Below are 19,332 nucleotides of genomic sequence, written 5' to 3'. Positions count from 1 at the left end.
GAGCGTGGCCTGAAAGAAGACCCGCCGGGACGAAACGGCGCCCGTCGATCAAGCCAGACGATCCGTCCTTCGCCGCCGCCGTCAACGTCGCCCTGGTCGAGGTCGATGTGGCTCAGGGCCTGGCCAGATCGCGCCGCAACGGTCCCCGCGAGGACGCACGGCCACGGCCGGCCCGCCCCCGCCTTGCGGCGGGGCGGGCGCGGCGCTGGCCAAAGGCCAGGGCTCGACTATAGGAAGGCCATGCCCGCCCCCGCCCTGCTCGCCGCCGCCATCATCGCCTGCACAGCGCCCCAGGTTCACGACGGCGACACGCTTCGCTGCGGCGCCGATCGCATCCGCCTCTACGGGGTCGATGCGCCCGAGGTTAAGCGGGGAAAGACCCCGGCCGAGCCGTTCGCCTACGAAGCCCGCGATCTTCTGGTGAGCCTGACGCGCGGCCGGGTGGGCTGCCGCATCGTCGATCACGACCGCTATGGCCGCCTTGTCGCCCGGTGCTGGTCGGACGCGACGCCCGACGTCAACGCCGCCTTGATCCGCTCGGGCCTGACGACCGAGTACCGCCGCTACAGCAAGGGCGCCTATGCCAGCGCCGAGGCCGAAGCCCGGCAAGCTCGGCGCGGCGTCTGGGCGTCGGGCCAGGCGCGCGCGACGCGCTAGACGGCCGCGTCGGCGATGCTCTTGAGGTCCTCGTAGGGGCCGCCATCCTGGCCGCCCGCCGCCGCCTCGCCCCGTGTCCAGACCCGGGTCTCCCGATCCTTGCTGACCAGGATGCGAACGCCGCGATAGCGGATGCCGCGCCAGATCGCCGTGCAACAGGTCGGCAGGTTCTTGCCGATCCACGCGTCAGTCTGGAAGGTGATGACGCCCGGACGATCGGCCTCGTCGCCGGTCTGGTCGAACTGGGCCTGCATGGCGTCCAGAAGGCTGTTGATCTCGGCTTGGGTCATGGCGGCGGCGATAGACGATTCCTTGCGCGACCGCGCCCCTTGAAAGCCGACATCTATCGCGATCCCCGTGCGCCAGCGACGCGCGAACACCGAAAGGCGGCCGATCCCAAAGGATCGGCCGCCCGTGGACGCCCCATGGACGCGATGATGCGGGGCGGCCCCAAGGCCGCCCCGCACGCTCAGGCCACGACCTCGGCCGGGGCTTGCGCCTGGGCCTCGGGGGACGGCTCGGGCGCGGCGTCACCCTCGACCTCGGCGAGCCCCCGCGCCTGCCCCTCGCCTTCGTCCGCCGCAGGGGTCTCGACGGCCGGAGGCTTGGCCGTACGCAGCACCGGCGGCAACCAGCGCGCGGCCGTCAGGACAGGCTCGGCCAGTTCCACCATCTGACCTTTCTTGAGCTTGGCCATCCGCTCGGCGTCCTCGGGCTTGGCCGCCTCGGCCACCGCCGCCAGGACGTGGGCCTTGGTGACGCTGTCCAGGTAGCGCGCGGCGGTGGGGGACCACCAGTCGCGCATGTCCAGGTCCAGCGCCGTGGCCAGCTGGTCGCCGTGCAGCCAGACGCCGGGGCGGTTCTCCCAGCCGCGCACGGCGTCGAGGGTGCGGCTCAAGCAGTGGGCCAGCAACGACAGGCGACTGTCGGCGTCCAGGCCCACGATGAAGTCCCAGAACGCGACGGGGTTGTCGGGCATCTGCCGAGCCCAGCGCGCATGGCGCTCGGCATTGGCCAGACCCGCGCGACTGTCCTCGATCCCGTCGCCGTCGTTGGCCAGATCATGGGAGCCCATCCGCACGTCCAGGCACGAGGGAACCGCGCCGCCGCGCGAGAAGGTCCGCAGAGCCAGGACGTGGACCAGAGCGGTCAGGGCCATGTCCGGGCTTTCGGCCAGGACACAGCGCAGGGCCGCGCTGCGATGGGCGGTCAGGTCAGCCAGGATGCGGACCGGCAGGGGCGCGGTCGCATCCCCCATCGGCTCCTCGGCGGTCTCGTCCAAGGCCGCCGCCTCGTCCTGGGGCGCGGGACCGTCGGCGACGGAGACGGACGAGGTCTCGCCCGCCTCGTCCTCCTCCTCGTCGGGTTCGGGCTCGGGCAGCAGGTCTTCGGGGCGGAGGAAGCCGCGCTCGATCCGGGCCTCGCCGTCGTGGTTAAGGACGAGGAACGTCCCGGCCCGCGCCTTCTCGGCCGGGTCGTAACCCCAGTCATCGGCCAGGGCTTCGAGTTCCCGGTCGATCAGGTCGAGCCGCGCCTCGACCTCCTCGGGCAGGTCGGCCAGATCGGGGTAGCGCTCGATCAGCTCGTCGCGCTCCTCGTAGAGGCCCTGGCGCATGGCCACCTCGTCGGCGGGACGGGCGAGCACCTTTTCGCGAATGCGCGAGCAGCCGTGGCCGTGGGGGTGGTCGAGGTAGCACTCGACCCACTTCCAGCCCTCATCGGCCTGCACCTGGGCGGCCTCGGCCGCCAGCTTGTCGAAGACCAGCCGTTCCAGCAGCGCCACGTCCTCGGCCCAGCCGCCGCCCGCCGGGGTGAAGAGGTCGCGCAGGACCGGGCCGCCCGCCGCCTCGTAGGCGGCCAGACCGACATAGACCACGCGCCGGTCATGGGCGGCGACCTTGTCCTCGACCATCAGGCGGCGGATGACGTGGGGCTCGCGCTGATGTTCGGCCAGTTGGTCGAACACCTGCTTTTGCCGCGCCACGTCCGGATTGACGGCGAAGGCCGTCACCTGATCCAGGGTCAGCACACCCTCGCGGTAGAGGTCCAGGAGGCTGGGCGCGACCGCCCCCAGGCGCAGCCGCTGGCGCACGGTGTCGGGCTTGAGCCCGAACCGCGCGGCGATTTCCTCGGCGCTCCAGCCGCGACGCTCGGAGAGTTCCCGGAAGGCTTCATACGCATCGGCCGGGTGCATCGGTTCGCGGCTGGTGTTCTCGTCAAGCGAGACCTCGACGGGATCGTTGACCGTATCGATCACGCAGCGGACCGGAACGCCCTTGGCCAGGACGCGCCGTTTGGCCAGCAGGCGAAGGGCTTGGCGCCGCCCCTCCCCGGCGGTGACCAGATAGTAGCCGGTTTCGCGGCCGTCCTTCAGTTCAGGCTCGACGACCAGGGGCTGGAGGACGCCCTTGGCCTTGATCGAGGCCGCGCGGGCCTCGATCACCTCGGGCGGATGGCCCACGCGGCGCGCGTTGCGTCGCGAGGCCTTCAGGCGGCTGAGCGGGATTTCGCGCACCTCGCCATATTGGGCGCTGGCGGCGGGCTGGGTGTTGGCAGACATGATGGCCTCCTTGGGCACACGGGTTCGAGCGCAAAGGCGCGCTCGAACCCGGCGCCCGTCGGCGAGACCGGGGGTGCAAGCGGAGTGGCCGGCTTCGCGGGGACCCGGCTGCAGGGCCCGAAGGGACCGAAGCTGGGCGGAAGCCGGTCCGCAGCGCGCCGGGGGCGGAGCCCCAAGCCGCGCCGTCGCCCTTCGGCGACGGCCAAGCCGCAACGCGCCCGCGACCGCGGGCGCCCGTCCTGCCTGCGGATAGGTGTTGCGCTAGAAGCCGTGGAGGAAGGCCGTGACCGGGTCGGGCGCGGCGCTGCGCAACGCTGCCGCCAGCTCGTCGATCCTGACCCGCAGAAGGGCTTTTTCGGCGCTCAGGCCATCGATGATCAGCCGCCAGCTGTTGAGGCGGCGCGCGATCGCATCGAGCGCGTGCTGGGCGTTGATCAGCGCCTGGTCAATGGCCGGCGTCACGGCCGTCTTGGCGCGGATCTCGGCCAGCGCCTGGGCGACACGAACCAGCCGGGCATGGGGATCGATGTCGCGGTCGATCTGGTCGGCGCCACGGCGCGCGGTGTCGAGATACAAAGTCAGGAGAGCTTGGAACGTCATGTTCGGTCCTTGCGGAAAGGACCTTCCAATTACGGTCACGACGCGTTCGGCGCGGCCCCGTTGCGATGGCCATGCCGCTCTTTTTGGGCCTGAGGATCTCCCGAAGGTTTTGATCCGGCGCCCGCCAGGTCGGGCCGTCGCAGAGATGGTCCCTCGCGCCGGCTTCTCCGCCCCCCTTTGTTCACCGACCACCTCGGCCAGGCGAGCGGGTTTGGGGGGTTAGGCGTCGCTTTCCACCACGACCGCGCCATCGGCCGTGTATGCCTCGATGTCCAGGTCGGAGAAGGCTTCCAGAATATCGCGCGAGCGCTGGGGATAGCGGACGCTCATCTCACCGGTGTCCAGCGGGCTCTTGACCAGGTCGAAGCTGTCGAACCGCTCGTTGATCTCGAAGAACGCCACCGGACGGTGGCGGTCAGACAGCGCCTTGACGACCGAATAGATCACCGCCGTGTCGCAGCGGAGCCCGAAGACCACCTCCTCCAGCTCCAGGTCCGAGCCTTGCAGCCCCCGAGGCCCCAGAAGCCGCCATTCCTGCTCGTAGTCCCACGCCTTGGCCTTACGCAAAAGCACCGCGTCATCGACGGCGCGCGCGGCGGCGGCGTCGCCGTCGAGCACCATGGCCGCCACCAGGCTGGCGGCGATCAGCCGGGCGCCGCCGTATTCGACGCGGCGAAGCTGATCGACGGTGTCGTCGGGCGTGGAGTAGCCGATACACAGGCCCCGATGCTGGTCGCCGTAGTGGCTCCACATCAGCGGACAGTCGGCGCGCTCGGCCAGGGAGACGACACCCTTGTCGTACCTGGCCAGCAGTTCGCGTTCGATCTCGCAGCCCAGGAGATACTGAAGAGGATCATCGCCTTCGAGGTCGGGGTTTTCGGACTGGTACTTGACCTCGGCGACCACCCGATCGGCTTCCCGGCGGCTGCGGCTGGCGATGTGGTCCAGGGTGCGGGGGCCCTTGTATTTGATGGCCTTGGCCGCCGCCGACATCTGCTTGTCGACCCGTTCGCGGACGAGGGCGTGCAGGAGAGGTTCCAGCTCGTGGGCGCTGATGTCGGTCTGGAGCTTGGGCCTGGAATTCAACGGATCGTTGAAGGTGCTCGGCGTGGCGAAAAACAGGTGGTCGCTGACCATCTGGTCGATCGTCAGGTTATTGAACGGCCGATATTTGTAGACCCGTTCAGGCCGCGCGCCGTTGTCGAGCATGGCTTCCTCCCCGCGAGCTCGACGGCTTGGCGGCGTCGAAGCCTCTTTCAAGCCTAGCTTGTGCGGACGAACACGGTCCAGCCTTCGCAGAGATGGTCCCTCGCGCTGCGCGCTGACGCTCCGGGCAATCAGGCATGGCTACACAGGCCTCAAAGCTTCACCCTTCACTTACTCAACCCAAGCGACAAACCGAAAAACGCGCGGCCGTCGCGCTGGGGAGGACGACATGGAATCGGCAACAGTCGGATACAGCCTGATGCACGGTCAGGTCTGCGCGACGCACCACGAGTACGGACCGCTGATGGCCTGTCCCTTCCCAGGCTGTCCCAAGGGCGTGGCTGAAGACAGCATCGCGTGCGCCCCGCCTGGCCTCCCGGACCAGATCTACCGGCGCGTGGCGCTTGATATTGGCGCGGACGAGCCCTCCTACGTCTGGATGGAGGATAAAGAGGGCATGCTGCTGAGGCTCACGAGTCTTCTGCAGCGTGACAGCCGCCGCCTGGACCTGACCGGCGAGCGTCCAGACACCGTCTATCACTACACCTCCCCGGCGGGCTTCCTGGGCATCATCAGCGGTCGCGCCGTCTGGCTCTCGGACTATGCCTATCTCAACGACGTCTCGGAGGTGGAGCATGGCCTGTCCCTGGCCAGGGAGGTCTTCGCCCAGACAGCCGCCAAGCGCCCGAAGGCCGCGGCGCTCCTCGAGCGCTGGGCCCAATGCCGACACGACGATCATCGTGTGTGCGTCGCCTCGTTCTCCCGGCAGGGCGACAGTCTCAGTCAGTGGCGCGGCTATGGTCCCATCGCCATCGGCTTTGACCCTGTCGAATATCCCGGCTTTGGAGACTTCCGCACGGCGCGATGGGGCGAGGTGATCTACGACACCGCCAAGCAGAAGCGGCAGCTGGAACTGCTCGCGCACCTGACGGCTAGCGCCTGGGAATATGACGCGGGCTACATTCCCGACCGCGTCGATACGGTCTATGGCGACGGCGTCGACCACATGCTCGGCGTGGCCGCCTTCTTCAAGAACCAAGGCTTCGAGGACGAGCGCGAGGTGCGGTTGGTCCATGCGGCCTCGTCAGGGCTCTACGCTCTGCTCGGCAAGACCCCGCCGTCGCCGAGCTTCCGCCCGTCCGGCGAACTGATCGTCCCCTATCTGACGACGGCCGACATCACCGACAACAAGCCCAGTCACCTGCCCATATGCGACGTCGTGGTCGGCCCCAGCCCTCAGGCCGAGACCATCGCGCGCGGCCTGCGAGAGGTCCTGCTTCATAATGGCTACGACGACGTGCCGGTGCGCCTGTCTACGACCCCCTTCCGGCGATAGCGCCAGGGCGCGTCCCCAGCATCGAGGTCCCGCCCGGCGAGCCAGCCAATCCATGGCCCCTGTTGAACGAAAGCGGCCGATCCCCAAAGGATCGGCCGCCCAGGTCCAGGTCCACGCCCGCGCCGTCTTTTCCGCCGCGCCCGCGCAAAGCCCGCCGCACGCGAGCGCGCGGCGGGCGCCGAGGCTCTAGTATTCCTCGGCCAGCATCAGGGTCAGCACCCGCTTGGTGACGGCCGGGTCGGCCGGATCGGGCGAGGCCATGCAGAGATCCAGGTCGTAATAGTCGATCTTCCAGAACAGCCGCGCACCGCCGACCTCGAACGCGCCGAAGTCGCGTTCGCCGTGCGGGTTGTTGTCCTCGGAGAAATCGGAAAAGTCGGTCACGGCGGCCAGGGCCTCCGCCAGCTTGGCCTCAGGCAAGGTGCGCACACCCACCGTCAGCATCCAGCCCGCGCCAGGCTCGGCGCGGCAGGCGTCGTTCAGCGCCGCGATCGCGGCGGCATGGTCTTCCTCGGTCATGATGATCTCCTTGGGAGTTCGGGGTCAGGCGCAAAAGCGCGCCTGACCCCGGCGCCCGTCGGCGAGACCGGGTGTGCAAGCGGAGGGGCGGCTTCGCGGGGACCCGGCTGCAGGACGGCCAAGGGCCGGACGAAGCTGGGCGGAAGCCGATCCGAAGCGCGCCGAGGGCGGAGCCCTAAGCCCCGGTCGCGGAGCGACCAGAAACCAGATGCGCGCTCGCGTGCGAGCGCTCATGATCAATGAAGCCGGCAAGGAGACCGCGCAAAGCGCGTGTCGGAACGTCCGCGTCGAGCGGCCGGCGGCAGGCCAAAGCCTGCCCGAAGGCGGCGCGCCCGTAGGAGAGCCGAAAGGCTCGGGACCGAGCGTGACCGCCGGTCGCTCTCCGCATCGGGTGGAAGCCTGACGCGAAAGCGGCAGGCAGAAACCCTTCCAGGTCCATCCAGAGCAGGTTAGCTAATCGCCTTGCGTTCTGGCGGAACCGAGGGCGACAACCATTAAGCATGGCTCCGCCGACGATGAGGAGGACTTCGATTGAGCGTTGAGAACGAGTTTCGCCGGATGGTGACCGACTTCGCGGACGGCAAGACCGACGCGATCATCATGCACATCGACACCACCAAGCTCCTATCCCCGGAAGAATGGGAGCTGCTGAAGTCGGCCGGCGCCAGCGTGGTGGTGGTCCACAAGCAACTGCCCGAGAACGACAACTAAGGGGCTGCAGCGGTCGCCGCGCCCGAGCACGCGGAAAAGGCGGCCAGCTTGGCGGGCGTTCGGGCGACGGGATTGCGAAGCGGTACAACGCCGCCTGTCGCGGCGGCGCGCGACCGCGCCGCCGAGGGCTCGCCCATCCGGAAAAGCGCCACCCGCTGGGCCAGTTCAGCCGCTTCGACCCTAAGGGTGCTGGCAGCGGCAGTAGCTTCTTCGACCATGGCCGCGTTCTGCTGGGTCACCTGATCCATCTGGTTGACGGCGACATTGACCTGGTTGAGCCCGGTGGCCTGCTCAGCGGCCGAGGCGGCGATCTCCGAGATCAGGTCGTCGATGTCGGCGACCTTGGCGACGATGTCATCCAGCGCCAGTTCGGTCTGGCTCACCAGCTCGACCCCGCGCTGAACCTGCGAGGATGAACTGGCGATCAGGACCTTGATCTCCTTGGCCGCGTCCGCCGAACGCTGGGCTAAGGCTCGCACTTCCTGGGCGACGACCGCAAAGCCCTTGCCCGCGTCACCGGCTCGGGCCGCCTCGACCCCAGCGTTCAGGGCCAGCAGGTTGGTTTGGAAGGCGATCTCGTCGATCACGCCGATGATCTGGGTGACTCGGCCCGAACTCTGTTCAATCTCGGTCATCGCCGCGACAGCCTCGCGCATCACCACGCCGGACCGCTCGGCGGCGGCCTTGGCCCCGGAAGCCGCGCTCGACACCTGGCGCGCCCCATCGGCGCTGCGCTTGACCGTGGCAGTGATCTCGTCCAGCGCGGCGGCCGTCTCCTCCAGGCTGGCGGCCTGTTGTTCGGTGCGCCGCGACAGGTCGTCCGAGGCCGAGGCGATCTCGTCCGAGCCGCCGCGAATGCCGCCAGCCGACGCCGAGATCGCGGTCATGGCGTCACGCAGGCTCTCGATCGCCGAATTGAAGTCGGTCTTGATCTGGGCGTACTGGCCATCGAACGACGCGTCGATGCGGGTGGTCAGGTCCCCCTGGGCCAGCTTGCCAAGGCTGGCGGCCAAGGCCGAAACGACCATCGCCTGCTGCGCCTCGACTTCCTGGCGCTCGGCCTCGGACCGTCCACGCTGGGCGTCGGCTTCGGCCTGGGCGGCCTCGGCCTGACGCGCCAGGGCCTGGGCCTTCAGGCCAGTGTCCTTGAACACCTGTACGGCCTTGGCCATCCGGCCCACCTCGTCGCCCCGCGCCTGCCCCTCGACTTCAACGTTAAGGTCGCCGCCCGCCAGTCGCGCCATCCGCTGCGCCAATGCGTCGAGCGGCCCCGTCACGCCGCGCGTCGAGACCCACAGGCCAACCCCGACCATCACCACGGTCGCCACCAGGGCGCCACCGATCATGAACAACATGTCCATGCGGTTCATGGCGGAAAACTTCTGCGTCTTGGCCTTAATGTCCGAGACTAACTCAGCACGCAGGGCCTTACCTTCGTCGGTAAACTCCGCAATGGCTTGGTCCGCCTTTGCCGCGGAGATTTTGGCTTGGTCGTTCTCGCCTCGCAGGGCCTGGGCCATGGCCAGGTCGGTCAGCGTTCTGACCTTGGCGAACTTGGCCTGAAGCCGCTCGATCTTGTCCGCTTTTTCCGGCAATAGCCCGTTGGCGTCCGTCAGCAGCTTATCGACCTCCAGTTTGGCCGAGCGTTGCAGCTTTAAGCCGCTGTTGGATGTCGGACTCCCAGAAGGCTGGGTGGTGACCATGTACACCCCGTACCCCATGCTGATCACGCCGCGATTGGCCAGGGCCATGTCGAAGCCCGCTCCGCTCTCCTGACCGATCAGCTGGGAATACTGCGCGTCGAGATGCTTGAGCCGCGACGAGGCGTACAAAGCGATCCCCGCCGCCACGATCGCCATGGACGCGATCATGACGATGATCTTCGAGCCGATCTTGGTGTTTTCGAGAAAATTCATGACGCGGTCCATCAACAATACGATGCGCCACGCACCATGTTGACCAATTGGTCAACGTAACTGGCGTGGTAGCGATAACATTTGGATGGAAAAGCGCCAAGGATTCCTAATGAGTTATTAATGTAAAATAACCTTCAACATAGATTCCAATAGCTATATTGTGGTTATTCTAAATGAGACATTCGCATTGCGCTACGCATGGGTTGCGCGACAACTTATGCTCACATGACAACCTTTAGTTATAAGCTGTATTGCTGAACGATAAGCCCCCACCGCACCAATCGCTCGATGGGTGTATTTCCGAGGACCATGGCGGCATTCACGGCCAAGCGCGACGCGGTCAAGGTCTGCCCTGAAACGCTTGGCGACGCGAGGACGAGAGGAGACCTTGAGGCCTTGCTGGCCCTGGCCCACAAAGACGGAGGCCAGCGGGACAAGCCCGCCGGCTCCTTTCCTCTCCAACCCCTGCCCCTAGCGATCAACGCTCGGGCGGATGTTGACCGAGACAGACACTTGCTCGCGGCGGCGATTTGATTGTCCGGAATGGACGGCCGAACCAAATTCGGCTCACGACCCTGAGCGGATGTTGCGGCTCCTGATCGTAGACCATAAGGGCATGGGGAGGCGATGTTGGGTCCTTCACCGCGACAGCAGGCCTTGCTGCTCGACCTGCTCAACCAGGAAGTCGAGAAACAGCCTAGTCTTGGTCAGTTGCGCGCGCCCGGCTGGAAACACCGCGTGCAGGGGCGGACTTCGTCCCACCCAGCCGGGCAAGACCGGTTTCACCTGGCCGCTGGCGACAAGATCCCGCACGACCAGGTCGGTCGCCAGCATCAGGCCTCGTCCCGCCGCTAGGGCGCCTTTCAGGGCGTCTGGATCATCGGCAACCATGACCGGTTCGATGACGACGTCGCGCAACCCGCTTCCGTCATCGAGGGCCCAGGCGTGACCGTTCGGACGTTGCGAAGTGCGGTTGGCCAGGCAGGCGTGCCCCATGAGCTCGACGGGAGACCCCGGTGGGCCATGGCGCGCAAGATAGCTCGGCGCTGCATAGATCCGGTTCGGCAGATGACCCAGCCGACGCGCCACCAGGCTGCTGTCGGGCAAGGGACCAAGCCGAAGGGCGATGTCGATGGGATCGCTGAACGGGTCGAGCACCTCGTGGCCCAGTCGCAGGTCGAAACGAACGCGCGGATAGCGCGCGCCGAAGGCGGCTATGACGGGAACCACGAGATTTGCCGCGAGCGAATGGGGCAGGGTTATCCGCAGCCAGCCGGATGGCTCGCCTGCGAGTTCCGCGACGGCTCGCTCGGCCTCCTCCAGCATACCCGGCAGGGACGCCAGCTTGGCGCGATAAAGTTCGCCGGCCTCGGTCAGGATCAGCGACCGTGTCGTGCGATCGATCAGCCGGACGCCAAGGCTGGCCTCCAGCGTTCGGACCCGCCGGCTCAGCGTGGTCTTAGGCTGGCGCAGCAGGGCGGCGGCGGCCGTGAAGCTGCCGCGCTCGGCCACCGCCAAGAAGACCAGGGCGTCATCGATGTGCGGCGGCGTTTTTGATTGGGCCATATTCAGCACAATCTATCCCAATTTGGCCCACTAATCGAGCGTGCGCGGTCCGTCTAGGTTTTCTCCGAACCTGAAGGAGAAGACCATGATGGCTCTGCGATCACTTGGCCTGGCGCTTGCCCTAACCGCCGGCGCGGCCTCGGCCGCCCATGCCGCCCCCGCCTCCCCCACCGCGCCCGATCCTCGCGCCACGGGGTTCTACAGGCTTCAGCTGGGAGATTTCCGGATCACAGTCCTGTCGGACGGCGCCGCGCCGCGCGATCTGCCGGCGATCATGAGCGACCCCGAGACCGCGCGAACTGCTTTCGCCCATGCCAAGGTCGCGCTTCCCGTCGAGGTCTCGATCAATTGCTTCCTCGTCGACACCGGAACGCGCCGCCTGCTGATCGACACCGGGGCGGGCGAGCTGTTTGGTCCCACGTCCGGCGGCCAGCTTGTCGCCCATCTGCGGGCGGCGGGTTACGCGCCCGAGATGATCGATGCGGTTCTGCTCACCCATATCCATGCCGATCATTCCGGGGGCCTGACGGTCGCCGGCCAACGGGTCTTTCCGAACGCTACGGTCTATGTCGACGCCGCCGATCCGGCGCTGTGGCTCGACCCGGTGAACGAGGCCGCCGCGCCAGAAGCCCGCAAGGCCACATTCCAGCAATCACGCCGGACGGTCGGCCCCTATGTCGCGGCCGGCAAGGTCGAGACCTTCCATGCGCCAGCCGCTCTGTTTCCTGGGGTTCGCGCCGTGGCGCTACGAGGCCATACGCCCGGCCATGTCGGCTATATGATTGAAAGCCGGGGCCAGCGCCTGCTGTTGTGGGGCGACACCATTCATGCGAGCCAAGTGCAATTCAAGCATCCCGACATCACGATCGCCTACGACGTTGACGCCCTGGGCGCGGCGCAAACCCGCCGCAACATTCTGGCCGACGCCGCGCACGGCGGATACCTCGTCGGCGGCGCCCACATAACCTTCCCAGGCCTTGGTCATGTCGATCGCCAAGGCGATCACTTCCGATGGCGTCAGCTCCGTTAGATGAACGGATTTCCGAGTTCGCGCCCCACCCTTTGCAGACGCCAGTTTAGGCGGCTAGCCGACACGAAGTTCATCCGCCGGGGCGCGGCTTGTCGGTAGCGGTGGATGTTCCCGTCACCAGGGCCTGAATAGGAAGGCTCGACGCGTTCCCGCCAAACGCCTGTCTTTCTACGCCAGGGTACGCTCGACGCTGGATCACGTTTGCTTTCGCCGCGAGGAGACTGAGCATGAGGGGATGAGCAGAAAGCCCCGCCCCTCCGTCGTCCCACCCGACCTCCACGACTACTTAAATATTTTGCCCGCGCCGCTACCACGCGCCCCTGCCTCACGTGTCTCCCTTGCAGTTACGGACGACTGGCCGGCCCAGGTCCCAATTGGGATCCGGGAAGTCCAGCTCACCGAGACCTATCTGGCGAAGGTGCTAGCCGAACTTCTCGGCCCTCTGCCCTGACCCTTAGGAAGGACACAGATGGCCAAACGTCGAACCCCGCCTCCGCCCGCAATCCCCCACGCCGCGCTCTATTTGCGCGTCTCCACCGGTCGCCAGGCCGAAAGCGATCTCTCCATCCCCGACCAGGGCCGGCAACTGCGAGCCTATAGCGAAGGCAAGGGTTGGCCGGTGGCCGAGGAGTTCGTCGAGCCAGGCAACACCGCCACGGACGACCGGCGGCCGGCGTTTCAGCAAATGATCGACGCGGCCATGGCCAAGCCGCCGCCGTTCAACGTCATCCTCGTTCACTCGTTTTCGCGCTTTTTCCGCGACCAGTTCCAATTCGAGTTCTACGCCCGCAAGCTCGCTAAGAACGGCGTGCGGATCGTCTCGATCACCCAAGAGGTCGGTGACGACCCCATGGGCGTGATGGTCCGCCAGATGATGAACCTCTTCGACGAGTACCAGTCTCGCGAGAACGCCAAGCACACCCTGCGCGCCATGAAGGAGAACGCCCGCCAGGGTTTCTGGAACGGCTCGCACCCTCCCCTCGGCTACAGGGTCGTAGCGGCCGAACAACGCGGCGAGCGGATTAAAAAGAAGCTGGAGATCGACCCGATCGGCGCCGAAACGGTGCGTCTGATCTATCGCCTGGCTCTCCATGGCGTCGACGATAGCGGCCCCATGGGCGTCAAGGCGATCGCGACCTACCTGAACGCGAAGTTGATCACCACCCGCGGCGGTGGACGATGGAGCAACGGCACGGTGCATTACACCCTGACGCGCTCGACCTACGTCGGTGAGCACCGGTTCAACAGCCGCCATTACGCCAGCCAGGAACCGAAGGACGAGTCAGAGCACGTCATCATGGCGGTCCCGCCGCTGGTGGATCGCGAGACTTTCGACGCCGTGCAGCGCGCGATGTCGCAACGCAATCCGAAGGCCATGGCGCCACGCTTCGTAAACAGCCCGATCCTGCTGGGCGGCATCTGCTTTTGTGGGACCTGTGGCGGAGCCATGACGCTGCGCAGCGGCAAGAGCAGCACCTATCGCTACTACACCTGCAGCACCAAGGCGCGCCAAGGCGTCCGCGGCTGCGAGGGCATGAGCGTCCGCATGGACCTCCTGGACGCCTCGGTGATCGATCATCTGGAAACCCGACTGCTTAACCCGGCTCGCCTGGCCGAGCTGATGACCAACATCATCGACCGCAGGTCCGAGTGGATTGAGCGTCGCCATCGCCACGTCGCCGACCTCCGAAAGCGGGCGACCGAAGCCGATCAACGCCTCCAGCGCCTCTACACATCCATCGAACAGGGCATCATCGACCCCAGCGATCCGTCACTGAAACAGCGCATCACCGAGCTACGGGCGGTGCGCGACAAAGCCCACGGCGACGCCGACCGCGCCGCCAAGGCCGTCGAACACATCATGCCCGCCCTTACGCCCGAGCTACTGCGCAGGTTCTCTGAGGCGACACGGGAGCTTTTCCGGGACGAGAAGGGAGCCTATCGTCGGGACTTGATCCGGACGGTGGCGCAGAGGGTCGAACTCCTCTCGCCACACGAGGCCAAAATCTGTGGATCGAGAGTGGAGCTGCTCAGGACCCTCGCCGTCAGCAACGGCGTAGAATCGGCGGCTCTTGTCGTTCCAGGTTTTGTCCGGGAATGGCGCGCCCTGCAGGATTCGAACCTGCGACCGTTCGCTTAGAAGGCGAATGCTCTATCCAACTGAGCTAAGGGCGCGCTTTGGCCGGCTTAGCCCGGGATGCCCTTAGTGGGTCCAGGGCTGCTTGCGGCCGGCCGCGAAGTTGTCGGCATAGGCCTTGATGATGCGCTTGGGGGTCTTGGGCTCAAACAGCTGGAACGCGATCTCGTGGCGCTGGGCGTAGGCGATGGCCTCGTCGCGCGTCTCGAAGGTCAGGCGGATTTGGCCGTTCATGTCGCTGGACTGGGTCCAGCCCATCAGCGGATCAGGTCTGCGCGCCGACGCCGGTTCGAACTCCAGCACCCAGTCCTTGGTCTTGGCCTTGCCGGACTGCATGGCGTTCTTGGCGGGGCGATAGATACGGGCCAGCATGACCTTCTCCCAAAGTATCTGACCGATGGTCGGAGCGGCAGGATTTGAACCTGCGACCCTCTGCTCCCAAAACAGATGCGCTACCAGGCTGCGCTACGCTCCGAAACATCGGCAGGCGGGTGCTCTACAGGCGTTTGGCGCGCGGATCAACGGAAGCCTCAGACCTTGGGGAAGATCCTGTGGAGTACACGGTCGCCAGGTAGGATTCCAAGCTGGGCGGCGCGGCCGCCGGCAAGCTCCAGAACCCCCAGCACCAGGCCGCCCGACGGCAGCGGCGTCTCGTCGTGTGGGCGAGCATTGCGGACGATGGACAGGATCGTCCCGTCCGGCCGGATATAGATGATGTCCAGCGGTATCAGGGTGTTCTTCATCCAGTAGGCGGCCGGCTGCGGCCGCTTGTAGGTGAAGAGCATGCCCCGGTCGGGAGCCAGGGACTTGCGGAACATCAGCCCCCTCGCCTGCTCTGCCGGGGTGGCGGCGATCTCGACCTGGAAACGCGTACGGCCGCGGCTGGAGATCACCTCGACGGTTTCCAGCTTGGGCGCGGCCAAGGCTTCGCCGCCCACGCAGAGGCCAAGCCCCAGCGCGGCCAGCAGAGCCCGCCGTTCGATCATCCGTTCCGCCACGCGCCACCTCGTCGAAAGCCAATCCCTGCCAAGACTAGCTTCCGGATCGAGGCGGCGAAAGTCAGACGTCGCCGGGCGTAATCTCGGCGACCACCAGGCCCTTGGGCCCTCGCGCGAACCGCACCAAGACGTCATCGCCCGGCTGCAGATCCTCGAGCCCGCCCCGCCGGAGCGTCTCGATATGCACGAAAATGTCGCCCGGCTCGGCGTCGCGGATCACGAAGCCATAGCCCTTGGTGCGGTTGAACCACTTGACCTTGGCGTGCTCGGCCGGCCCCTCCGGCGTCAGCGCGTCGCGTCCGTGGCCATGCCCGTGACCGTCCCGCAGGCTCTCGCGGCGCGCCACGCCCTCGGCGAAGCTGCGCCTTTGCCGTTCGATCGGCGCCGGCGCGGAGCTTTCATCGAGATTGACCACTTCGCTAACCTGCCAGCCCTTGGACCGGCGAACGACGTCACAGACGATGACAGCGCCTTCCATGGCGGTCTCGCGCCCGCAGTTGCGAAGCGACGTCACATGCAGAAGCACGTCCTTCAGCCCGGTCTGGTCGGGATCATCGGGAACGATGAACCCGTAACCCTTGCCGGCGTCGAACCACTTCACCTTGCCGCTGATGCGCACAAACTCTTCGTGCGCCGCGGCGTCCTCAAAATCGAAACCAGACATCCCACCCCTCTGGCTTGCCCAATCAGCCCATCGGAGCAAGCACTACGAGAACAGTGTTCTCGCGCAACGAGAGCCGTCAATGACGAAATCGCGTCAAAACCGCGAGCGGGTGCGTTCCGCGACATTTCGTCGCAGAAACACATCAGAAACAATTGAGAAATACAGCCGAAGGTGGCAGTCCCTAGGGGAGTCGAACCCCTCTCTCCAGATTGAAAATCTGGCGTCCTAACCGATAGACGAAGGGACCACATCGCCGCCGAAGCGGAACGTCGTCAGTAGTATAGCCTCGCGGGTGGCAGTCCCTAGGGGAGTCGAACCCCTCTCTCCAGATTGAAAATCTGGCGTCCTAACCGATAGACGAAGGGACCAGCGGCCCCGCGAGGAAGCGGGTGTATAGCCGCGACCTCTGGGGTGCGCAAGCCGCCGAAATCGGATTTTTTCAGTCTGTCCTAATCCGAGTATCGCGCCCCCGAGCCAAACACCGTTTGGCTCGATCTCTTCAAGGTTAGAGCGCGTACCGCGCTCGGGGATCATGGGCGTCCTCGATCTCCAGCTGGACGCCGTTACGGCCCCTGTAATCGTCCGGCTTCAGCTTGCCGACGACGTCCAGAGCGCCGCCGCCAGCCAGCAAACGCTGGCCCAGCGGCGTTTCGGCGCTGCGCCAACTGATCGCCTTGATACGTTCGCCGGTGGGGCCGACGAGGTCCATACGAACATGGCCGCCCTTCAGGGCAGAGACCCTGTCGGGGCGCACCTGGGTCAGGGCGAACAGTGGTTCAGGGTTGCCGGGGCCGAATGGGGCCAGGCGCTGGAAGTCGTCCAGCAGCGCGCGATTCGCCGCGCGGGGCTGAACCAGGGCGTCGATCTCGACCGACTCGATGCCCACCGCCTCCATCTCGCCGGCCAGGCGCTCCTCAAGGAAGGCGCGGAACTCGGGAATCATCTCCGGGCGAATCGACAGGCCCGCCGCCATGGCATGGCCGCCGCCGGCCATCAGCAGGCCAGCCTCGAAGGCGGCCTGGATCGCCTGGCCCAGATTGACTCCAGGCTGCGATCGACCTGAGCCCTTGCCGACATTGGCGGCGCGGTCGACGCCGATCACCACCACCGGCTTGCGATAGCGCTCGCGTAGGCGACCGGCGACAATGCCGATCACGCCCGGGTGCCAGTCCTCGCCCGCCACTACGATGACCGGGGCGTTGGGATCGAAGTTGCTGCCGCGCTCCAGAACGGCCGCGGCCTCCTCGACCACGGCAGCCTCGACGGCCTTGCGTTCGGTGTTGAGGCTGTCCAGCTCCTCGGCCAGGGCCGCGGCCTCCAGCGGATCGTCGGTGGACAGAAGCTTGGCGCCGAGGTCGGAGCGACCAATGCGGCCACCAGCGTTGATGCGTGGCCCCAGGATGAAGCCGGCATGGAAGACCGACGGCTCGCCCGAGCCCTTGCCGACCTCGAACAGGGCCTTCAGCCCCGGATTGGCCCACGCGCCCATAGTGCGCAGGCCAAGCGTGGTCAGGGCGCGATTGAAACCAACCAGCTGGGTGACGTCGCAGACCTCGCCCAAGGCCACCAGGTCCAGCCATTGGCGCGGATCGGGCTGCGGACGCTCCTCGGTGAACAGGCCGCGCTTGCGAGCCTCGCGGTTCAGAGCGGCCAGCAGCACGAAGGTCACGCCGGCCGCGGCCAGGACGCCCTGCCCGCTCTGGCAACCCGGACGGTTGGGATTGACCACAGCGGCGGCGACCGGCGGATCCTCGCGCATCAGGTGGTGGTCGATGACCACGACCTCCAGGCCGATCTCGGCGGCGCTGGCGATGGCGTCATAGGCGGCCGCGCCGCAGTCCAGGGTCACGACCAGCTCGGCCCCGCCCTCGCGGATCTTGCGGAAGGCAGCGGGGCTGGGGCCATAGCCCTCGGTCAGGCGGTCGGGAATGTAGATCGGCAGCTCGACGCCCATCTGCCGGAACCAGCGGACCAACTGGGCCGCGCTGGTGGCCCCGTCGACGTCATAGTCGGCGAAGACCATGGTCGGCCGCCCCTGCTCCAGGGCGTCGATCAGGATCTCGGCGGCCCGGTCCATGTCGGTGAAGGTCGACGGATCGGGGAACAGCGCCTTCAGGGTCGGGCGCAGATAGTGCTCGGCGCTGTCCAGGGTGACGCCGCGCGAGACCAGGGCCCGCGCAAGCGGTTCGGTCAGGCCGTGACGCTGCTGGATGTCGCGCACCACGGCCATGTCGGCGGGACGTTCACGCCAGGCGCGGCCGCTCAGCGAGCGCTCTACGCCTAGAAAGGCGCTGGGAAGTTGGGGGGCACCGTCGGCAGGCATCCTTGGAGTCTATCCGTTAATCCGGATTCGCTCCATGCGACGCCGCCATGACAGTACCGGACGTGAGTCTGGCGGACCTCAGCCCGCCGTCATCTCGGTGCGAACGATCTCGACCTCGTTGGCCGAGCCCAGGACGACCGGCACGCGCTGGTGCAGCTTGGTCGGCTGGATGTCGAGGATGCGGGTGACGCCATCGGTCGACTTGCCGCCGGCCCGCTCGACCAGCAGACTCATCGGGTTGGCCTCGTACATGAGGCGCAGCTTGCCGGGCTTGTCGGGCTCGCGGGCGTCCCACGGGTACAGGAACACGCCGCCGCGCATCAGGATGCGGTGCACGTCGGCGACCATGGCCGCGACCCAGCGCATGTTGAAGTTCTTGCCCCGCGGACCGTCCTTGCCCTGCAGGCAGCCGTCGACATAGCGGCGCATCGGCGCGGCCCAGTGACGCTGGTTGGACATGTTGATCGCGAACTCGGCGGTATCGAGCTTGATGGTCACGGCCGGGTGGGTCAGCAACCACTGGCCGTCGGCGTTCAGGGTGAAGCCGTTGACGCCGTCCGCCAGGGTCAGGACCAGCATGGTCTGCGGGCCGTAGACGGCATAACCGGCGGCGACCTGCTGGCGGCCAGGCTGCAGGAAGTCGGCTTCGACCGGGGCGGCGCCGGCCGGCGCCGGCAGCACCGAGAAGATGGTGCCGACCGGGGCGTTGATGTCGATGTTGGACGAGCCGTCCAGCGGATCGAAGGTCGCCAGATAGCCGCCGACGCGGCCGGTGGGCTCGATCTCTTCCAGCTCTTCAGAGGCCAGGCCCGCGACCGGGGCGCAGGCCTTCAGGGCGTCGCTCAGCATGTCGTTGGTGATGACGTCGAGCTTCTTCTGCTCCTCGTCCTGGACATTGGTGCTGCCGGCTGCGCCCAGGCTGCCCGACAGGGCGCCGGAGGCCACCACGCGGCTGATGTCGGCGCAGGTCTTGGCGATCGTCGCGACGACGTCCTTGAGCGCGGCGTCGGCCGGCTCCTTCGCGAGCCAGGCGGCCAGGTCGACAAAGGCGGTCATTCAGATCCTCGGAAACCGGAAAGCAGAACGGCTGCCTCTACAGGGCGACCGTG

Annotated in this window: 17 protein-coding genes and 4 tRNA genes; 5 read left to right on the top strand and 16 right to left on the bottom strand. The window is 66.8% G+C overall.

Annotation, left to right across the window (positions count from 1 at the left end):
* The first annotated feature begins 240 nt into the window (after positions 1–240).
* The gene (locus ABDW31_RS24095; protein WP_343699743.1) at positions 241–657 is read left to right on the top strand and encodes a thermonuclease family protein; all 417 of its coding nucleotides are present in this window, start codon (positions 241–243) and stop codon (positions 655–657) included.
* Here the strand turns inward: ABDW31_RS24095 and ABDW31_RS24090 are convergent.
* The 4 genes from ABDW31_RS24090 to ABDW31_RS24075 all read right to left on the bottom strand — a co-directional run bounded on the left by ABDW31_RS24090 (position 654) and on the right by ABDW31_RS24075 (position 5,026).
* On the bottom strand, positions 654–947 hold the full coding sequence (locus ABDW31_RS24090) for a hypothetical protein (protein WP_343699742.1): 294 nt from the start codon (positions 945–947) through the stop codon (positions 654–656). The two genes, ABDW31_RS24095 and ABDW31_RS24090, sit on opposite strands and share 4 nt — an antisense overlap.
* A gap of 179 nt (positions 948–1,126) precedes the next feature.
* Entirely contained in the window at positions 1,127–3,217 is a 2,091-nt protein-coding gene (locus ABDW31_RS24085) for a ParB/RepB/Spo0J family partition protein (protein WP_343699741.1), read from the bottom strand.
* Between the two features lie 261 nt (positions 3,218–3,478).
* Complete coding sequence (locus ABDW31_RS24080) at positions 3,479–3,793, bottom strand: hypothetical protein (RefSeq protein ID WP_343699740.1); 315 nt, start codon at positions 3,791–3,793, stop codon at positions 3,479–3,481.
* Between the two features lie 243 nt (positions 3,794–4,036).
* Complete coding sequence (locus ABDW31_RS24075; RefSeq protein ID WP_343699739.1) at positions 4,037–5,026, bottom strand: DUF2971 domain-containing protein; 990 nt, start codon at positions 5,024–5,026, stop codon at positions 4,037–4,039.
* A 226-nt stretch (positions 5,027–5,252) separates the two neighbouring features.
* On the opposite strand from ABDW31_RS24075, the gene ABDW31_RS24070 reads away from it, so the two are divergent.
* A complete protein-coding gene (locus ABDW31_RS24070) occupies positions 5,253–6,359 on the top strand; it encodes a DUF2971 domain-containing protein (protein WP_343699738.1) in 1,107 nt (368 codons plus the stop codon).
* A gap of 186 nt (positions 6,360–6,545) precedes the next feature.
* On the opposite strand, the gene ABDW31_RS24065 is transcribed toward ABDW31_RS24070, so the two are convergent.
* A complete protein-coding gene (locus ABDW31_RS24065) occupies positions 6,546–6,878 on the bottom strand; it encodes a DUF3768 domain-containing protein (RefSeq protein ID WP_343699737.1) in 333 nt (110 codons plus the stop codon).
* 531 nt (positions 6,879–7,409) lie between these two features.
* Between ABDW31_RS24065 and ABDW31_RS24060 the strand changes: the two genes are divergently transcribed.
* Positions 7,410–7,589, top strand: a complete 180-nt coding sequence (locus ABDW31_RS24060; RefSeq protein ID WP_343699736.1) for a hypothetical protein — start codon at positions 7,410–7,412, stop codon at positions 7,587–7,589.
* Here the strand turns inward: ABDW31_RS24060 and ABDW31_RS24055 are convergent.
* Positions 7,586–9,505, bottom strand: a complete 1,920-nt coding sequence (locus ABDW31_RS24055) for a methyl-accepting chemotaxis protein (RefSeq protein ID WP_343699735.1) — start codon at positions 9,503–9,505, stop codon at positions 7,586–7,588. The genes ABDW31_RS24060 and ABDW31_RS24055 overlap by 4 nt on opposite strands.
* 639 nt (positions 9,506–10,144) lie before the next feature.
* Entirely contained in the window at positions 10,145–11,071 is a 927-nt protein-coding gene (locus tag ABDW31_RS24050) for a LysR substrate-binding domain-containing protein (RefSeq protein ID WP_343699764.1), read from the bottom strand.
* A gap of 88 nt (positions 11,072–11,159) precedes the next feature.
* On the opposite strand from ABDW31_RS24050, the gene ABDW31_RS24045 reads away from it, so the two are divergent.
* Together ABDW31_RS24045 and ABDW31_RS24040 are read left to right on the top strand one after the other, a co-directional pair.
* Entirely contained in the window at positions 11,160–12,101 is a 942-nt protein-coding gene (locus tag ABDW31_RS24045) for an MBL fold metallo-hydrolase (RefSeq protein ID WP_343699734.1), read from the top strand.
* A gap of 469 nt (positions 12,102–12,570) precedes the next feature.
* Entirely contained in the window at positions 12,571–14,241 is a 1,671-nt protein-coding gene (locus ABDW31_RS24040; RefSeq protein WP_343699763.1) for a recombinase family protein, read from the top strand.
* On the opposite strand, the gene ABDW31_RS24035 is transcribed toward ABDW31_RS24040, so the two are convergent.
* The 9 genes from ABDW31_RS24035 to ABDW31_RS23995 all read right to left on the bottom strand — a co-directional run bounded on the left by ABDW31_RS24035 (position 14,200) and on the right by ABDW31_RS23995 (position 19,279).
* Positions 14,200–14,276, bottom strand: a tRNA-Arg gene (locus ABDW31_RS24035). The two genes, ABDW31_RS24040 and ABDW31_RS24035, sit on opposite strands and share 42 nt — an antisense overlap.
* A gap of 28 nt (positions 14,277–14,304) precedes the next feature.
* Positions 14,305–14,610 carry an ETC complex I subunit gene (locus tag ABDW31_RS24030; RefSeq protein ID WP_184720037.1) on the bottom strand — a complete coding sequence of 102 codons (306 nt, stop codon included), beginning with the start codon at positions 14,608–14,610 and terminating at the stop codon, positions 14,305–14,307.
* A 26-nt stretch (positions 14,611–14,636) separates the two neighbouring features.
* Positions 14,637–14,713: transfer RNA gene (locus tag ABDW31_RS24025), tRNA-Pro, on the bottom strand.
* A gap of 55 nt (positions 14,714–14,768) precedes the next feature.
* Positions 14,769–15,371: a DUF192 domain-containing protein gene (locus tag ABDW31_RS24020; protein ID WP_184720040.1), complete on the bottom strand. Its 603-nt coding sequence runs from the start codon at positions 15,369–15,371 to the stop codon at positions 14,769–14,771.
* Positions 15,298–15,900, bottom strand: coding sequence for a stationary phase survival cold shock domain protein CspD (cspD, locus tag ABDW31_RS24015; protein ID WP_184720042.1), 603 nt, complete (start codon positions 15,898–15,900; stop codon positions 15,298–15,300). The genes ABDW31_RS24020 and cspD overlap by 74 nt, the downstream gene beginning before the upstream one ends.
* 172 nt (positions 15,901–16,072) lie before the next feature.
* Positions 16,073–16,147 (bottom strand) — tRNA-Glu (locus ABDW31_RS24010).
* A 46-nt stretch (positions 16,148–16,193) separates the two neighbouring features.
* Positions 16,194–16,268: transfer RNA gene (locus ABDW31_RS24005), tRNA-Glu, on the bottom strand.
* 137 nt (positions 16,269–16,405) lie between these two features.
* Positions 16,406–18,223 (bottom strand): single-stranded-DNA-specific exonuclease RecJ, encoded by a 1,818-nt coding sequence (gene recJ / locus ABDW31_RS24000; protein ID WP_184720044.1) that lies wholly within the window; start codon positions 18,221–18,223, stop codon positions 16,406–16,408.
* 78 nt (positions 18,224–18,301) lie between these two features.
* Positions 18,302–19,279: a class 1 fructose-bisphosphatase gene (locus ABDW31_RS23995; RefSeq protein ID WP_184720046.1), complete on the bottom strand. Its 978-nt coding sequence runs from the start codon at positions 19,277–19,279 to the stop codon at positions 18,302–18,304.
* Between the last annotated feature and the right edge of the window lie 53 nt (positions 19,280–19,332).

The sequence above is a fragment of the Caulobacter sp. genome (assembly GCF_039596335.1).
Taxonomy (GTDB): domain Bacteria; phylum Pseudomonadota; class Alphaproteobacteria; order Caulobacterales; family Caulobacteraceae; genus Caulobacter.
This window is presented reverse-complemented; position numbering and strand designations above follow the sequence as displayed.

Excerpts from the sequence above, each read along its gene's own strand:
- ABDW31_RS24095 (WP_343699743.1), top strand. The coding sequence starts at position 241 with ATGCCCGCCCCCGCCCTGCTCGCCGCCGCCATCATCGCCTGCACAGCG.
- ABDW31_RS24090 (WP_343699742.1), bottom strand. The coding sequence starts at position 947 with ATGACCCAAGCCGAGATCAACAGCCTTCTGGACGCCATGCAGGCCCAG.
- ABDW31_RS24085 (WP_343699741.1), bottom strand. The coding sequence starts at position 3,217 with ATGTCTGCCAACACCCAGCCCGCCGCCAGCGCCCAATATGGCGAGGTG.
- ABDW31_RS24075 (WP_343699739.1), bottom strand. The coding sequence starts at position 5,026 with ATGCTCGACAACGGCGCGCGGCCTGAACGGGTCTACAAATATCGGCCG.
- ABDW31_RS24070 (WP_343699738.1), top strand. The coding sequence starts at position 5,253 with ATGGAATCGGCAACAGTCGGATACAGCCTGATGCACGGTCAGGTCTGC.
- ABDW31_RS24065 (WP_343699737.1), bottom strand. The coding sequence starts at position 6,878 with ATGACCGAGGAAGACCATGCCGCCGCGATCGCGGCGCTGAACGACGCC.
- ABDW31_RS24055 (WP_343699735.1), bottom strand. The coding sequence starts at position 9,505 with ATGAATTTTCTCGAAAACACCAAGATCGGCTCGAAGATCATCGTCATG.
- ABDW31_RS24050 (WP_343699764.1), bottom strand. The coding sequence starts at position 11,071 with ATGGCCCAATCAAAAACGCCGCCGCACATCGATGACGCCCTGGTCTTC.
- ABDW31_RS24045 (WP_343699734.1), top strand. The coding sequence starts at position 11,160 with ATGGCTCTGCGATCACTTGGCCTGGCGCTTGCCCTAACCGCCGGCGCG.
- ABDW31_RS24040 (WP_343699763.1), top strand. The coding sequence starts at position 12,571 with ATGGCCAAACGTCGAACCCCGCCTCCGCCCGCAATCCCCCACGCCGCG.
- ABDW31_RS24030 (WP_184720037.1), bottom strand. The coding sequence starts at position 14,610 with ATGCTGGCCCGTATCTATCGCCCCGCCAAGAACGCCATGCAGTCCGGC.
- ABDW31_RS24020 (WP_184720040.1), bottom strand. The coding sequence starts at position 15,371 with ATGACGTCTTGGTGCGGTTCGCGCGAGGGCCCAAGGGCCTGGTGGTCG.
- cspD (WP_184720042.1), bottom strand. The coding sequence starts at position 15,900 with ATGTCTGGTTTCGATTTTGAGGACGCCGCGGCGCACGAAGAGTTTGTG.
- recJ (WP_184720044.1), bottom strand. The coding sequence starts at position 18,223 with ATGCCTGCCGACGGTGCCCCCCAACTTCCCAGCGCCTTTCTAGGCGTA.
- ABDW31_RS23995 (WP_184720046.1), bottom strand. The coding sequence starts at position 19,279 with ATGACCGCCTTTGTCGACCTGGCCGCCTGGCTCGCGAAGGAGCCGGCC.